General features: G+C 52.0%; 13 protein-coding genes and 1 tRNA gene. 12 read left to right on the top strand and 2 right to left on the bottom strand.

Features of this window, described 5'->3' with window-relative positions:
- Window positions 1-52 precede the first annotated feature (52 nt).
- Window positions 53-139, bottom strand: a tRNA-Leu gene (locus PUP29_RS03640).
- 104 nt (window positions 140-243) lie between these two features.
- Between PUP29_RS03640 and PUP29_RS03635 the strand changes: the two genes are divergently transcribed.
- The 7 genes from PUP29_RS03635 (at window position 244) to PUP29_RS03605 (ending at window position 8,487) form a co-directional block, all read left to right on the top strand.
- Complete coding sequence (locus PUP29_RS03635; protein WP_353423853.1) at window positions 244-1,704, top strand: glycoside hydrolase family 3 protein; 1,461 nt, start codon at window positions 244-246, stop codon at window positions 1,702-1,704.
- A gap of 148 nt (window positions 1,705-1,852) precedes the next feature.
- Window positions 1,853-2,227, top strand: a complete 375-nt coding sequence (locus tag PUP29_RS03630) for a CidA/LrgA family protein (protein ID WP_079547178.1) — start codon at window positions 1,853-1,855, stop codon at window positions 2,225-2,227.
- Complete coding sequence (locus tag PUP29_RS03625; protein ID WP_079547179.1) at window positions 2,220-2,900, top strand: LrgB family protein; 681 nt, start codon at window positions 2,220-2,222, stop codon at window positions 2,898-2,900. Before PUP29_RS03630 ends, PUP29_RS03625 begins: the two co-directional genes overlap by 8 nt.
- Window positions 2,901-3,041: 141 nt before the next feature.
- Window positions 3,042-5,558 (top strand): DNA polymerase I, encoded by a 2,517-nt coding sequence (gene polA, locus PUP29_RS03620; protein WP_079547180.1) that lies wholly within the window; start codon window positions 3,042-3,044, stop codon window positions 5,556-5,558.
- A complete protein-coding gene (coaE, locus tag PUP29_RS03615) occupies window positions 5,555-6,145 on the top strand; it encodes a dephospho-CoA kinase (RefSeq protein WP_079547181.1) in 591 nt (196 codons plus the stop codon). The genes polA and coaE overlap by 4 nt, the downstream gene beginning before the upstream one ends.
- A complete protein-coding gene (locus PUP29_RS03610) occupies window positions 6,126-6,719 on the top strand; it encodes a lytic transglycosylase domain-containing protein (protein WP_079547182.1) in 594 nt (197 codons plus the stop codon). The genes coaE and PUP29_RS03610 overlap by 20 nt, the downstream gene beginning before the upstream one ends.
- On the top strand, window positions 6,685-8,487 hold the full coding sequence (locus PUP29_RS03605; RefSeq protein ID WP_079547183.1) for an ABC transporter substrate-binding protein: 1,803 nt from the start codon (window positions 6,685-6,687) through the stop codon (window positions 8,485-8,487). The genes PUP29_RS03610 and PUP29_RS03605 overlap by 35 nt, the downstream gene beginning before the upstream one ends.
- A 56-nt stretch (window positions 8,488-8,543) precedes the next feature.
- Here PUP29_RS03605 and PUP29_RS03600 read toward each other — a convergent pair whose 3' ends face one another.
- On the bottom strand, window positions 8,544-9,290 hold the full coding sequence (locus PUP29_RS03600) for a peptidoglycan-binding domain-containing protein (RefSeq protein ID WP_079547184.1): 747 nt from the start codon (window positions 9,288-9,290) through the stop codon (window positions 8,544-8,546).
- A 75-nt stretch (window positions 9,291-9,365) separates the two neighbouring features.
- Between PUP29_RS03600 and PUP29_RS03595 the strand changes: the two genes are divergently transcribed.
- The 5 genes from PUP29_RS03595 to PUP29_RS03575 are packed head-to-tail and all read left to right on the top strand — an operon-like array spanning window position 9,366 to window position 14,257.
- Window positions 9,366-9,980 (top strand): RecX family transcriptional regulator, encoded by a 615-nt coding sequence (locus PUP29_RS03595; protein ID WP_079547185.1) that lies wholly within the window; start codon window positions 9,366-9,368, stop codon window positions 9,978-9,980.
- Window positions 9,977-10,942, top strand: a complete 966-nt coding sequence (locus PUP29_RS03590) for a biotin--[acetyl-CoA-carboxylase] ligase (protein ID WP_079547186.1) — start codon at window positions 9,977-9,979, stop codon at window positions 10,940-10,942. The genes PUP29_RS03595 and PUP29_RS03590 overlap by 4 nt, the downstream gene beginning before the upstream one ends.
- Before the next feature lie 11 nt (window positions 10,943-10,953).
- Window positions 10,954-11,877, top strand: coding sequence for a P1 family peptidase (locus tag PUP29_RS03585; RefSeq protein WP_079547187.1), 924 nt, complete (start codon window positions 10,954-10,956; stop codon window positions 11,875-11,877).
- On the top strand, window positions 11,874-12,242 hold the full coding sequence (gene acpS, locus PUP29_RS03580; protein ID WP_079547188.1) for a holo-ACP synthase: 369 nt from the start codon (window positions 11,874-11,876) through the stop codon (window positions 12,240-12,242). Before PUP29_RS03585 ends, acpS begins: the two co-directional genes overlap by 4 nt.
- On the top strand, window positions 12,239-14,257 hold the full coding sequence (locus tag PUP29_RS03575; RefSeq protein ID WP_079547189.1) for an NAD(P)H-hydrate dehydratase: 2,019 nt from the start codon (window positions 12,239-12,241) through the stop codon (window positions 14,255-14,257). The genes acpS and PUP29_RS03575 overlap by 4 nt, the downstream gene beginning before the upstream one ends.
- Window positions 14,258-14,266 lie beyond the last annotated feature (9 nt).

Raw genomic sequence — 14,266 nt, 5'->3', positions numbered from 1 at the left:
CGGAAAAAATGGCCTTAATAAAGAAAAACCGCTTCACAAGCGGTTTTTCCTTTGGTGCCGAAGGTGGGAATCGAACCCACACGGTATTGCTACCACAGGATTTTGAGTCCAGCGCGTCTGCCAGTTCCACCACTTCGGCTTATTTGATTGCTTTGAAATGATAGCATAACAAAAGGGAAAAGTCAATGAAAGAATGAGAATTTATGGTATACTGGAGGCATAGAAAAGTTGGGAGACGCCATAATGAAATCAAAAATAACAGCATTATTTTTATGCGGAGCGTTTTTTTTGGCGGGCTGCGCTGCGGGCGGAATATCCGAGAGGTCGGTAATGCCCACGGAGGTGAAGGCTGCTGAAGACAGCGTGACTCCGGAGGACACAGCTGCTCTTTCGCCCATGCCTACGCCGGAACTAAAAACGCTGCTTGGAATGATAGTGGAAATAGGAGAGAGCAGTTTCGTGCTAAAGGAGAAGAGCAGCGGAGAAACGCTTTCCTTTCTGTTTGGAGACGGATTGGATAGGGCGGTGACACATTCTGTTCATTCTGCTGAAACAGCGGCTGCAGAAAGCCTGCCGTCTGTACGGACGATAGAAGCCGGCGATGTTGTAGAAACGCTTTATTTTGAAAGTGCAGGAGAACGTATTGCAGCACAAATAGAGCTAAAGGAAAAGGCGCCGGATCCGCCGTTCAATCTTTACGAGGACCGTGCGGAAGAAATTATGCGGGAAATGACAGTCGAAGAAAAAGTCGGGCAGTTGTTTTTTGTACGCTGTCCGGAGACAGATGCGGCGGAAACCGCAGCAGAATACCATCCTGCGGGTTATATTTTGTTCGACCGCGATTTTAAAGACAAAACAAAGCAGGAAGTACGTGCTGCGGTCGATCGATATCAGCAGGCTGCGGATATCGGAATGCTGATCGGCGTAGATGAGGAGGGAGGCACGGTCAAGCGTGTCGGCAAATATGAGCAGCTGTGCGGAGAAACCTTTCTGTCACCGCAGGAGCTTTATGCACAGGGCGGAACGGAAGCCGTATTGGAGGATACGGCAAGAAAATCGGAGATTCTCCTCGAACTGGGAATCAATGTAAATCTCGCCCCTGTGTGCGACGTTTCCACGAGCCCGGACGATTTTATTTATGAACGTACGCTGGGAAAAGACGCTGTCGAAACGGCAGAATATACAGCGGCAGTCGTAGAGCAGATGAATAAAAGCAGCATAGGCTGTACGCTCAAGCATTTTCCGGGATACGGCTCCAACGAAGACACCCATACGGGAATCGCACAGGATACGCGCCCCTATGATGAATTTGCAGAAAACGACTTTCTGCCTTTCGAGGCGGGGATCGCGCAAAATGCAGGCAGTGTACTCGTCTGCCATAATATCGTAGAGTGTATGGACGGGAATAGGCCTGCGTCGCTGTCGCCTGAGGTCCATGAGGTACTGAGGGATGATCTGGGATTCTCCGGTGTGATCATGACGGATGACCTTTATATGGACGCGATACGCGGCGAATACGGAACAGGAGAGGCGGCTGTGCTTGCTGTTCAGGCCGGAAACGATCTTGTACTGAGCTCGCAGTTTGAAGCACAGTATGACGCTGTGCTGGAAGCGGTGAAAAACGGAACGCTTACGCAGGAACGAATCGATGAATCTGTAAGGCGGGTTTTATGCTGGAAGCTGTCTTTAGGCATCATTGATTAATTGGATGCACAGCTTTTGGAACAATAAAAATCATGTGCGGCAGTATGGCGGGCATTTTCCGTGCAGGCGGTCTGCAGAAAAAGGTTGCCTGCTATGGAAAAGGGGACTATAATGCCAAAGGGATATTTTAACGGCATGGGGGCAATCAATGAAAAGTTTATTCCAAGTGGGCGTCGTGCTTACCGTATGCCTTGCAGGTGAATTGATATCGGGAGTACTTCCGATCACGATCCCTACAAGTGTTGTCAGCATGATACTGCTCTTTGTATTATTGCTCGTCAAATGGATAAAACCGCGTCATATCGAGCAATTCGGAGATTTTCTGCTGAAAAATATGGCGTTCTTTTTTATTCCGGCAGGAGTTGCCATCATCGAACAATTCGATCTTTTGAAAGAATGCCTGTTTCCTTTTCTGCTCATCTGCTTTGTGACGACGATCATAACCTTTGCGGCTACGGCCTATACGGTAAAAGCAGTTATGGCGGTTCAAAAGAAAGCGCGGGAGGGACGCAGAGATGAGTGAATTTTTCGCTTCCCCGTTTTTTGGAGTCGTTTTGTGCATCTGCGCGTATGCAGCCGGCTTGTGGATCAACCGCAAAACGGGTTCGCCCATCGCAAATCCGCTTTTGATCGCGATCGCCATTGTGATCGTGGTGCTTCTGACCTTTCATATACCGCTTGAAAGCTTCAACCAAGGCGGAGACCTGATCGCATTTTTTCTGGTGCCGGCAACGGCGTCTCTGGCCCTGTCTATTTACCGGCAGGTATGGCTTCTCAAACGAAATTTTCTGCCAATCATAATTGGAAGCGCAGTCGGTTCTCTCGTGTCGATGGGAAGCGTATACGGTTTATGCAGGCTTTTTCATTTGGATGAAGTCATGCTGTATTCTCTGCTCCCTAAATCGGTCACGACGCCAATCGCGATGGATGTCTCCGCAGGACTTGGAGGGGAGCCGTCCATTACGGTTGCCGCGGTCGTCGTAACGGGGATCGTGGGGGCGATGCTCGCACCGTCGCTGATCAAATTGTTTCGTGTGGGGAATTCGATCGCAGCAGGCGTAGCGATCGGCACATGCAGCCATGCGCTCGGCACGGCAAAGGCGTTGGAGATAGGCGAGGTGGAGGGAGCTATGAGCGGTATTGCTATTGGGATATCCGGGATCCTCACGGTGCTCTTTGCTATGGCGCTCATGTAGCGCTGCGGAAAAGTAAAAATTCAAAAAGTTTTTACAGAATTTCCTGCCTTGCCGGGCCGGAAAGCCGTGGCCGCGGTTTGATTTTACCTATTAGGCATGATAGAATATTAGCATTGCAGCGCGGCTTTAAGGGAGGATATTATGGCGGATACATTACTTGCGATCGATGGGAACAGCCTTGTGTTCCGGGCATATTGGGCGCTGCCCACAACGATGCAGGATAAGGAAGGCAGGCCGACCAACGCCATTTATGGCTTTTTCACGATGCTTTTTCATGTCGTGGAAGAATATGCGCCTACCTATATTGCGGTCGCGTTCGACCGGCGGGAGAAGACATTCCGCCATGAGAAATACGGCGAATATAAAGCGGGACGGCGAAAAACGCCGGACGAGCTTTTAGCACAGATCCCTATGCTGCAGGAAGCGCTCGAACATATTGGCGTACATTGCGTGGATCAGGCCGGATATGAGGCGGACGATATTATCGGCGCACTTTCCGTGCGGGCGGAAAAAGAGAATATTCCTTCTTTTATTTTTACGGCGGACAAAGACCAGCTCCAACTGATCGACGATCATATCAGCGTTGTACTTACTAAAAAAGGCGTTACGGAAACGAAACTGATGTCGCGGGAAACGTTGCTCGATGAAATGGGGCTTACACCGTCACAGATACCGGATCTTAAGGCGCTTATGGGAGATGCGTCCGACAATATACCCGGGATTGCGGGCATCGGCGAGAAAACGGCGCTCAAGCTGCTGCACGAATATCCGACGATAGAGGCTCTTTACGATGCGCTCGAGCAGCTCCCTAAAAATAAGCTGTATGAAAAGCTAAAAGCAGGAAAAGAATCTGCGTTTATGTCAAAAGACCTTGCGACGATCGATACGGGAATGCCGCTGAAAAAGGATTTGGATGACTTCCGGTTCAGCGGATTTGACAGGGACGGGCTGCGCGAAATGAGCAGCCGATACGGCTTCACATCTTTTCTCAGACGCTTTGCGCTGGAAGAGGCGGAAGAGAAAAAGGTGGAAACCATACCGATAGAATTGTCGGAGCTCGGGATGCTTGACGATGCATACGAATTCTCCTTTTTGCTTCGGGACGGGATACGGCTCGCCATCGACGGGGAAACAGAATATGTTATCCCTTTGCGGCAGAGTCTGTTGGATGACGGCTATGACTTGAACGAAGCGATGCGTGCCCTGAAGCCTTTTCTGGCTGAGAAAAGGGTGATCGCGCACGATGTCAAAGCGCTTATGCACGAATGGGGCGGGGAGATTTTTCAGGATTTTTATGATACGATGCTCGGCGCATGGGTGCTTGACCCCTCCCGCTCGAAATATGACCTCGCAAGCGTCATGAAGCGGGCAGAGCTTGGTGAGAATGCAGCTGACCTATTCACGCTTTCAGCGCGTCAGCGCGATGGGATAGAGCGCAGCGGGCTTGAAAATATCCTGTACGAGATCGAGCAGCCGCTTCTGCGCGTGCTCTATGGAATGGAAAAAGAGGGCTTCCATGTGAGCGGAAAGGCGCTTGAGACGCTTGGGGAAAAATATGATAAGCAGATCGAAACGCTCACGGAAAAGATATTCGGGCTTGCAGGAGGAACATTCAATATCAGTTCGACGAAGCAGCTGGCGGAGGTCTTGTTTGACAAGCTGGAGCTTCCTGTTGTGAAAAAAACAAAGACCGGCTACTCAACGGATATTGAAGTGTTGGAAAAGCTGGAGAACAAGCATCCGATCATTCCGTACATCATTGAGTACCGGTCTCTTACGAAGCTGAAAGGTACGTATATAGACGGTTTGATCGGCATGATACGGGGTGGTGTCATCCATACGACGTTTCTCCAGACTGCGACGGCAACCGGACGGCTTTCAAGCGCGGAGCCAAATCTCCAGAATATTCCCATCAAGTCTGCAATGGCGAACGACATTCGCAGCGCATTTGTTGCACCGGACGGATTTGAGATCGTTTCCGCAGATTATTCGCAGATCGAGCTGCGCATCCTCGCGGCTATCGCGGATGACAAGCATCTGAAGGACGCTTTTCTGAAAGGGCAGGATATCCACGCGCGTACCGCGGCGGAAGTACTGAGTAAACCGATAGAGGATATCACTCCTGCGGAAAGGGCAAGCGCAAAAGCAGTCAACTTTGGAATCGTTTACGGGATCAGCGATTTTGGCCTTGCACGGAATCTTGGCATCACACGTAAGCGGGCAGCAGACTATATCGCACGCTATTTTGAGGAATTCGGAGGCGTGCGCAAATATATGGATGAGGTGATTGCACAGGCGCATGAGGATGGTTTTGTGAGGACCTTGTGCGGACGGATACGCTATATACCGGAGCTTTCCTCGGGGAATTATAACATTCGTTCCTTTGGGGAGCGCGCGGCGCTCAACACGCCGATACAGGGCAGTGCGGCCGATATCATTAAGATCGCTATGAATAGGGTCCAAAAGGCGCTGGAGGAAAAGAAATACGTCTCTAAACTCGTGCTGCAGGTGCACGACGAGTTGATTTTATACGCAAAAGAAGAGGAGCTGGAAGAGGTGACCGAGCTGCTGCGCGATTGTATGGAAAATGCGATGAAGCTGAGCGTGCCGCTTCGCGTCAACATAGCGCGCGGGAAAACGTGGGCGGAGGCGAAATGAAACGCACGATAGGACTCACGGGAAACAGCGGAGCGGGAAAAAGCACAGCTGCGGAATATATGCGGCAGCTTGGGGCAGAAATCATTGATGCCGACCAGATCTCGCGCGATCTCTGCCGCCCGGGGCAAAAAGGTTATTTAGCCGTACGGGAAACATTCGGGCCGGATTTCTTTCTGAAAGACGGAACGTTAGACAGACGCAAGCTGGGCGCCCGTGTTTTTGCGGAACCGGATGCCCTTATGCGGCTCAATGCTATTTTGCATCCGATGATACTGGATGAAGTGCGGTGCCGGAAGGCTGCTTCCAAAAAGGAGATCGTCGTCATAGACTGTGCGCTCCTGACCGATACGGGGCTTGACAGGGATGTTGACGAGATATGGCTGATTCGGGCCGGCGATGCGCAAAAGCTTGAGCGGATACGCGCGCGGGATGGGATAGACGGGGAACATGCAAAAAACCGGCTGAAAAGCCAGACAGCGGAAAAAGAGATGCTCGATAGGGCCGACGTCGTGCTCGTAAACGACGGAACGCCTGAGCAGCTGAAAAAACAGATTGAGGTTCACTTTTATGGGAAGAGTCGGGTATAGACGGCAGGGCCGCGGCAAAAAGGCTGCGATCGCAGTGATTTGCATCACGGCAGCGGTCATAATAGGATTAGTATGTATTTTCGCATTGATGCCGGAACTGGAAAAAAGCCAGTACCGGTTGGAATACGAGGACTTGATTGAACGCTATGCGGGGGAATATGGCCTTGACCCCTATTTTGTGGCGGCGATCATCCATACGGAAAGCGGGTTTGATCCGGAGGCGGTCTCAGGAGCCGGAGCCATGGGCCTTATGCAGATCATGCCGGAAACAGGCGAGTGGATCGCAGGAAAATTAGGATCAGAGGGCTTCACAGCGAATGATCTTTTAGACCCGGAGACCAATATAGAGATGGGATGCTGGTATCTGCAGTTTTTGCAGGAGCGGTTCGATTCGCTTCCTGTCATTATGGCAGCCTACAATGCCGGACATAACCGGGTCATGGAATGGCTCGATGATCCGCAGTATTCGGATGGTACGAATCTGACGAATATTCCGTACGAAGAGACGGACCATTATGTAAAAAAGGTAACAAAAGCTTATGAAAAATATAAAGAGCTGTATGAGCTTGGGTAAAAAAATGACCGCATGTCTGCTTGCATGCGCAGCGGTTGTTTTGTGCGCATGCGGCAGTATAGGAAATGACGCAGAGGGAAATCCCGGAACGGCAGCATCTGCCTCCGCTGCAGTCTCCGCAGAGCAGACGCAAAAGCAGGTGGGAGGAGAGCTTTTTATTGCGATGCCTGCTGATATAATTTCTCTTGACCCGCTTGAAGCAACGGATGAAGACCTTGTTAATTTGCTCGGCCTAATCTATGAGCCTGCGGTACGTATCGGTACAGGCGGCATGCCTGAACCCTGCCTGATCGAATCGTGGGAGACGGACGAAAGCGGCCGGATATATACGCTGAAAGTGCGGCAAAACGTTACATTTTCCGACGGCACCCCGCTTACGGCAGAGGATATCGTCTATAGTGCGCAGCAGGTCGGCGCGTTGAGCGGAACACAGTTTCAGGCTCCGGCAGAGGAGGCGCCCGAACCTGAAAGAACGCAGGAGCCGGACGCACAGGCGGGCGGTGACGGTACAGAGGAAGCAGAGGGAACGGCAGAACCGTCGGATACACTTTCGCCGTCAGCTTCTTCTGATTCGGCTGATGGGACCGGAACGCCGGACGGGTCGGCGGCCGTGGAGATTCCGCAGACCAACCGTTATACGCAATATAATTCACTTGTTGAAAGCATAGAAGCAGTAGACTCGGCTACAGTCAGACTTACTATGACGAAACCCGGAATGGAAGCATTATATTTTCTGGCGTTTCCCGTATTCAATCAGTCTCTGCACGAAGCGGAACAGACGGTAGGCACAGGCCCTTATCGCGTGGAATCGTTCGATGCGGCGAATGAGATGGTGTTGGTCGCAAATGAAGCGTGGTGGCAGACTGCACCGAATATCCCGAGGATCGTAGCAAAACCGACGGTAGGCAGCACGGCGAAGCTTGAGGCGGTATCAACAAGCGTTCTTGATTTTATAACGACAGATGTTCTATATGCGGGAAATTATAAGAGCTCCGGAAAGACGAAGGTAGTAGATTATATGACGAACTATTACGATTGTCTGATCCCTAATTTGAACCGTTCGGCACTTGGCGTCACTGAAGTGCGGCGGGCGATATCTTATGCGATAGACCGCAGAGAACTCATTTCGACGGTGCTTCTGGGGCACGGGATCCCTGCCAATATGCCGATATCACCGGATTTCTATGCATACGATTCCAAATATAAGCAGGATGACGATCTCAAAACGGCGCGTGCGCTTCTGGAAAGCGCGGGCTATAGGAGCAGCAAGGACGGGCAGGGAAATATTCTTTCGCTCACGCTGATCGTACCCGATGACCGGGAGCTTTCCTACCGCATGGAGGCCGCAAAGGCCATCAAAAAGCAGCTTGGCGAAGTGGGCATCGAAGTGACGGTAGAGGAATTAGACCAGCGAACCTATTATGACCGCTTACAGACGGGGGCGTTTGATCTTGCGCTGTGCAGCTTCTATTTGGATGAAGACCCGGATATCGGTTTTATGTTTAATCCGGGAGGCTCGGCAAATTACGGCGGTGTGAACAGTACGGAGATCACCGCCGCGATTGATGCGGCGCGTGCAGCCTTTACGGAAGAAACGGTGAAAAGTGCCTATAGTGAGCTTCAGCGGCTGTTGATCGAGCGCATGCCGCAGATAGGGCTTTATTTCAGAACGAACTCTATTGTATGCAACGATTTATTGACGGATATCGGGGAGCCGCTGCAGGGCCAGATATTTGCAGATATAAACGCTTGGTACTACAGGAGCTGAGAAAAATCAATAAAAAAACGGCTGTTACAGCCGTTTTTTTACGTTCAACCATCGTTTTACTGTCCGGCCCGCAGCAGCGCTTGAATATGTTCCTCATCTGCAAGCGAGAAAATATCCGTCTTGCTATTATTAAAATATAGGAAAGTGTGTCCGTGCATACCGCTCCCATAAAGATCGTCTCCGCCGGTCGGCATACCGAAAAGAGAAGCCGCGTATGTATGACCGTTCAGAGTGACCAATACGGCGCGGTGCTCCCATGTATCGTCTCCGCCGAAGATAGAACGGTAAGTTTCATAATCTGCCGGGGAGGGAGTCGCCACCTGTGCACAGTTTATGCCGCCGGTCCGTACAAGATTAAATGTACTGCCTGTGTTAAGGTCCTGCACGGAAAAGGAAGTATCGGCCGGGAGCAATGGATCTGCATCTTCCCAAGACAAAAGCTCGCCTCTTTGCTGGACGGAGCCGGAATATGCCGGGCCGGATACCTTTTTGACAGATGGATTCATCGGCGCCCGTTTCGCGTCGGCGGAAAACAACGCCTGATAGGTCTCGCTGCCGACCTGCCCGTCCGGTGCGATGCCGCTTTGCATTTGAAATTTTTTTACGGCCTCTGCCGTCATATCGCTGAATTTCCCGGTGGGCCGGTAATTGAGATAACCCAAATCGCGCAATCTGGCTTGGATCAAAGCGACCTCGTCTCCGGTGGAAGATTGCTTGATGGCAGCGTCCTCCTGTGCCGAAGCAAGAACAGGGAGCACTGTTATTAGGCAAATAAGCAATAAGATACCAATCATCTTTTTCATATCGCCATTTTACAAAAAAACAGGAAAAAATGCAAATTTATTCCAAATCATACCCGTTTCCAGTATAATAGTTGTATGGAAAGGATAACGGATATTCGCGTCGGGCAAAAAAATAAGGAACGCGTTCATATTTATACCGGGGGAAAGTTTGCGTTCGCAGTTTATGCGGATACCGCCGTTTCTCACCGTCTGAAAACAGGAGCATATATCACAGAGGAGGAGAAAGAACGTATTCTGCAGGAAGACGGAGAAAAATACGCGCTTTCCTGCGCAATGAAACTGCTCTCCTACCGTATGCGTACGGCAAAGGAGCTGCGCGATAAACTGCGGGAAAAAGAGATCGCGGAGGAGACGGTCGGGCGCGTGATCCGGAAATTAGAAGAGATCGGTTATCTGGACGACGGCAGATTTGCAGAGCTTTATGCGCAAGAGCTTTCCCGGAAATACGGACGCTATGTCGTGATACAGAAATTGATGCAAAAAGGCATCCCGCGCGATATTGCACAGGCTGCGGCACAAAGCACGGAGAAGGATGAAGACGTGATTCGCGGGCATATCGGCAGACTCAAGCAAAAATACCGTGCAGAAAACGAAAAAAGCGCGAAACAGAAAATCATGCGTGCGTTGATGGCAAAGGGCTTCGAATACGAAGAGATCAAACGCGCGCTTGAAAGGCATGAAGAGGAATGAGAAAAGATATTTTAAAACTGCTTTTCGATGCGGATGACTTTTTATCCGGAGAGCAGATCAGCGAACGGCTGGGCGTCTCACGGGCCGCCGTATGGAAGCATATCAAGGCGATCAAGGAGGACGGGGCGGAGGTCGAGGCACATACGAAGCGGGGATACCGCCTTGTGAAGCTGCCGGATGTCCTCAAGCCGGAATACATCGGGCTTTTTACCGAGCGGGAGCATGACGTCACATGGCTGGAGGAGACCGATTCAACGAATGAGTATGCCAAAAGACAAGCGCGGGCAGGCGCTGCTGACGGAACGATTTATATTGCGGAGCTTCAGACAAAGGGAAAAGGACGGCTCAGCCGGGGCTGGGTATCTTTGCCCGGGGATTCCGTCCAGATGAGCATGCTTTTCAGACCGGGCTTTGAACCGCCGAAAGCACCTGCGGTGACCTTTGCCGCAGCGCTCGGGGTGATCAGCGCGGTCAGGAGGATATGCGGTGTGGACGCAAAGATCAAATGGCCGAACGACGTCGTCTATCAGGGGAAAAAGCTATGTGGGATCTTGACGGAAATGTCTTCTGATATGGACCGGGTGGAATATATTGTCTGCGGGATGGGGCTGAACGTCAATCAGAAGGAATTTCCCGGCGAGCTTGCGCAAAGGGCCGTCTCTCTGTTGACGGCGACAGGGAGAGAACAGAGCCGCCTGAAGCTTGCGGCCGCTATGGCAGATGACGTATCGGCCTATTGCAGCCGGTATATTTCCGGAGGGATCGACGCGATTTTTGACGAATATTGCGCAAATAGTGCTATAATAGGAAAAGAGATCAGGGTACTGAGCGGAGAAGAAACGTTTTCAGGCGTGTGCAGAGGATTTTCCAAGCAAGGAGAGCTTCTGCTGGATATCAATGGAAAAATAAGAGCCTTTATGGCGGGGGAAGTCTCGATCCGCGGGATCGGGCAATATATCTGACGGAGATTTTTATGTACAGCGGAAGCATTACGGACATTCAGGGCCTGTTGGTGGGCCATGCGCAGGACCATGCGGGCAGCACGGGGATCACGGTCGTTCTCGTGCCGAATGGGGCGGTATGCGGCGTAGACGTGCGCGGCAGTGCGCCGGGCACGCGTGAGACGGATTTTATGTCTCAGGGAAAGGCAGTACAGGAATGCTATGCGGTGCTGCTTGCGGGCGGAAGCGCATTTGGGCTTGCTGCTGCCGATGGCGTTATGATCTATTGCGAACAGCAGGGAATGGGAGTGCGTACAGACGATGCCGTCATTCCGATCGTTCCGGCCGCCGTGATCTATGATCTTGGGTATGGAAGAAGCGATATCCGCCCTAATGCAGGCATGGGATATGCGGCCTGCATCAACGCATGCACGAAAGTACCGCAGGGAAGCGTGGGCGTTGGCATGGGAGCGACGGTAGGTAAGGCGCTCGGTATGAAGCATGCGCAGAAAAGCGGCGTCGGAACTGCCAGCCTGCAGCTTCCGGGCGGCGTTTTTGCAGCAGCGCTCGTCGGAGTCAACGCATTTGGAGATGTTGTGGAAAACGGCAGGATATTAGCCGGCACGCAAAAAAACGGTATACATATCAATACGGCTCAGCATCTGCTCGAGCATAAGGCGCAGGTGGAATTTATGAAAGGCAGAAACACGACGATAGGCGTGGTGGCGACAAACGCCGCGCTTTCCAAGGATGAAGCGGCAAAGCTTGCGCAGGTCGCGCACGACGGTCTTGCAAAAGCGATCGATCCGATCCATACGATGGTGGACGGAGATACGATGTTTTCGCTTTCCTATGGAACAAGAACGGCGGATATGAACGCGCTGATCACGGCGGTGATCGAGGTGACGCGGCGGGCCGTTGTCAATAGCGTGCTTGCCGCGGGAGAGACCAAATGATCGCGGGCGTAGGGATCGACAGCCTCCGTATCGCACGTATGGAACAGGCGATGAAACGGGAGGCTTTTCTAAACAGGGTATTTACTGAAAAAGAACGGGATTATCTTAAAAAAAGGGCGCTTGCGGCGCAAAGCGCGGCCGGAATGTTCTGCGCCAAAGAAGCGGTCCTGAAAGCGTTGTCGCTTGGTATTACAGACGCCCGGCTGACAGATATTGAAATATTACATAGGGAGAGCGGCGCACCGTATGTCGTTTTGCATGGTGAGTTGGCTGGAAAAGCAGCGGCTTTGCATATCAGTATCACACATACGGAAGATACGGCAAGCGCGGTCGTCATACTCGAAAAGGAGGAAAAGGCAGAATGAGGACATTACTGACGTCACAGCAAATGAAAGCGGTAGACCGCTATATGATAGAACGGATGAAGATACCGGGGCTCGTATTGATGGAAAATGCAGCGCACGGGGTCTATGAAGCGATACGCGCAGAGATGGAGCCGTGCAGTGTGCAGGTGTTCTGTGGAACAGGAAACAACGGAGGGGACGGGTTTGCCGTTGCGCGGATACTCCTTGCGAACGGATACGACGTAAAGGTCGTCGTGCTTGGAAATCCGTCCGATATCTCCGGCGATGCAGCGGAAAATTTTGCTTTTTTTAAAGAAACGAGAGAATTCTATACCGTCATAACGAACAGGGAGGGGCTTGAGGCGCTTCCGGAAGCGGACGTTTATGTAGACGCAGTTTTTGGGACCGGGCTTTCGCGTCCGTTGGACGGGATATACCGTATTGCCGCTGAATTTCTGAATGAACGGGATGCGTTGGTCGTCAGCATAGATATCCCGTCGGGGATCAGCGCGCAGACGGGCGCGGTCCTTGGAACGGCAGTGAGAGCGGATATCACGGTCACGTTCCAATATCCGAAGATAGGACACTTTCTTTATCCGGGCAGGGAACATTCCGGCGAGCTTCAGGTCGTGAAGATCGGTATAGATGATGGATGCGATATCCCTCTGCAGGCGGCAGTCTGTGTTTATGAGAGCGACGATCCCGATATGTGTCTCGGACAGCGTCCGCTCGACTCCAATAAGGGGAGTTATGGCAGATTGCTTATGATCGCGGGCAGCTATGGAATGGCAGGAGCCGCTGTGCTTTGTGCTCGTGCCGCTTCCCGCGCGGGCGCAGGGCTCGTTACTGCCGCGGCCTGTGGAGATGTGGTGGATGTTCTGCAGCATACTGTGCCGGAGGCGACCTGCTTTGAACTTGCGGACGAGAATGGAGTTTTGGCAAAAGAGGCGGCAGACATGGTCCTCAAGCTGTCACAGGGGAAAACGGCGGTTGCTGTAGGGCCCGGACTCGGACGCGGCGAGGCGGTCGAGGAGGTGGTAAGCCGTATCATTGCAGAATGCGATTTACCAAAAGTGATCGATGCAGACGGACTGAATGCTCTTGCGGGTCATCTGGAAGTATTGGAAGAGAAAAAAGGAGAAGTGATCCTTACCCCTCATCCAAAGGAATTTTCCAGATTATGCGGCCTTTCTGTGGGAAAAATTTTGGAAGATCCCGTTAAGGCTGCGGTCGATTTTGCAGCGGAATATGGTGTGACTCTGGTTTTGAAAGGAAGCACGACGATCGTTGCGGACCAGTTTGGGAACGCTACGCTTCTCTGTGTAGGAACTCCGGGAATGGCAAAGGGCGGCAGCGGAGATGTACTGACCGGTGTGATCGGCGGTCTGCTTGCGCAGGGAAAGGATGTCTATGAGGCTGCGATAACCGGAGTATATATTGCCGGAATGGCGGGAGAAACAGCAGCAGAGCAGGAGGGAGAATACTCTATGACGCCAATGGACACCGTAAGGTACATTGGAAAGGTCATAGACGATATGGTAGTAGAGTATATTTCCGCAGATACGATCCACGGATGCGGCGGCGGGGAATATATGCCGCATAGGCTTCAACAGCCGACGGAGATCGTTATGGAGCCGATCGGAACGCCGGTTTTTCAGGCTTCTGAGGCCGATGCTGCGGAAAAAATGGAGGCGGAGGAAACGGCAGAGAGCCCGGCTGCAAGTGCAGAAGAAGCAATGGAAGAGGAGGAGCCGACCATTGTAGTACCGCCGGTCGGAGAAGCGGAGGTGCAGCCGGACGAACCGGCAATGGATTTCCTCGAAAAATATGCGGACGATCCTAAGCCCGCAACGCGCGCGCAGCGCAGGCGGCTTGAAGGTCTGCAGGAAAAAGAACGCCGGCCGTTCTTTCGGCACAGAGCCAAAGAGGAAACGGAAGCGGCGGACGATATGACAGAGGAAGAATTAGTAAACAAAGTCCGGGAAGAGTTGCCTCCGGATACGCCGAAAGGACCAACGCGGCGTAAAATCGGTTAAAGGAGAACG

Source organism: Christensenella massiliensis (genome assembly GCF_040409835.1).
GTDB lineage: Bacteria > Bacillota > Clostridia > Christensenellales > Christensenellaceae > Christensenella > Christensenella massiliensis.
This window is presented reverse-complemented; position numbering and strand designations above follow the sequence as displayed.

Coding starts and splice junctions, on each gene's coding strand:
- acpS (WP_079547188.1), top strand. CDS start 11,874: ATGATCGCGGGCGTAGGGATCGACAGCCTCCGTATCGCACGTATGGAA.
- PUP29_RS03600 (WP_079547184.1), bottom strand. CDS start 9,290: ATGAAAAAGATGATTGGTATCTTATTGCTTATTTGCCTAATAACAGTG.
- PUP29_RS03635 (WP_353423853.1), top strand. CDS start 244: ATGAAATCAAAAATAACAGCATTATTTTTATGCGGAGCGTTTTTTTTG.
- PUP29_RS03585 (WP_079547187.1), top strand. CDS start 10,954: ATGTACAGCGGAAGCATTACGGACATTCAGGGCCTGTTGGTGGGCCAT.
- PUP29_RS03595 (WP_079547185.1), top strand. CDS start 9,366: ATGGAAAGGATAACGGATATTCGCGTCGGGCAAAAAAATAAGGAACGC.
- coaE (WP_079547181.1), top strand. CDS start 5,555: ATGAAACGCACGATAGGACTCACGGGAAACAGCGGAGCGGGAAAAAGC.
- PUP29_RS03605 (WP_079547183.1), top strand. CDS start 6,685: ATGAAAAATATAAAGAGCTGTATGAGCTTGGGTAAAAAAATGACCGCA.
- PUP29_RS03625 (WP_079547179.1), top strand. CDS start 2,220: ATGAGTGAATTTTTCGCTTCCCCGTTTTTTGGAGTCGTTTTGTGCATC.
- PUP29_RS03610 (WP_079547182.1), top strand. CDS start 6,126: ATGGGAAGAGTCGGGTATAGACGGCAGGGCCGCGGCAAAAAGGCTGCG.
- PUP29_RS03630 (WP_079547178.1), top strand. CDS start 1,853: ATGAAAAGTTTATTCCAAGTGGGCGTCGTGCTTACCGTATGCCTTGCA.
- PUP29_RS03590 (WP_079547186.1), top strand. CDS start 9,977: ATGAGAAAAGATATTTTAAAACTGCTTTTCGATGCGGATGACTTTTTA.
- PUP29_RS03575 (WP_079547189.1), top strand. CDS start 12,239: ATGAGGACATTACTGACGTCACAGCAAATGAAAGCGGTAGACCGCTAT.
- polA (WP_079547180.1), top strand. CDS start 3,042: ATGGCGGATACATTACTTGCGATCGATGGGAACAGCCTTGTGTTCCGG.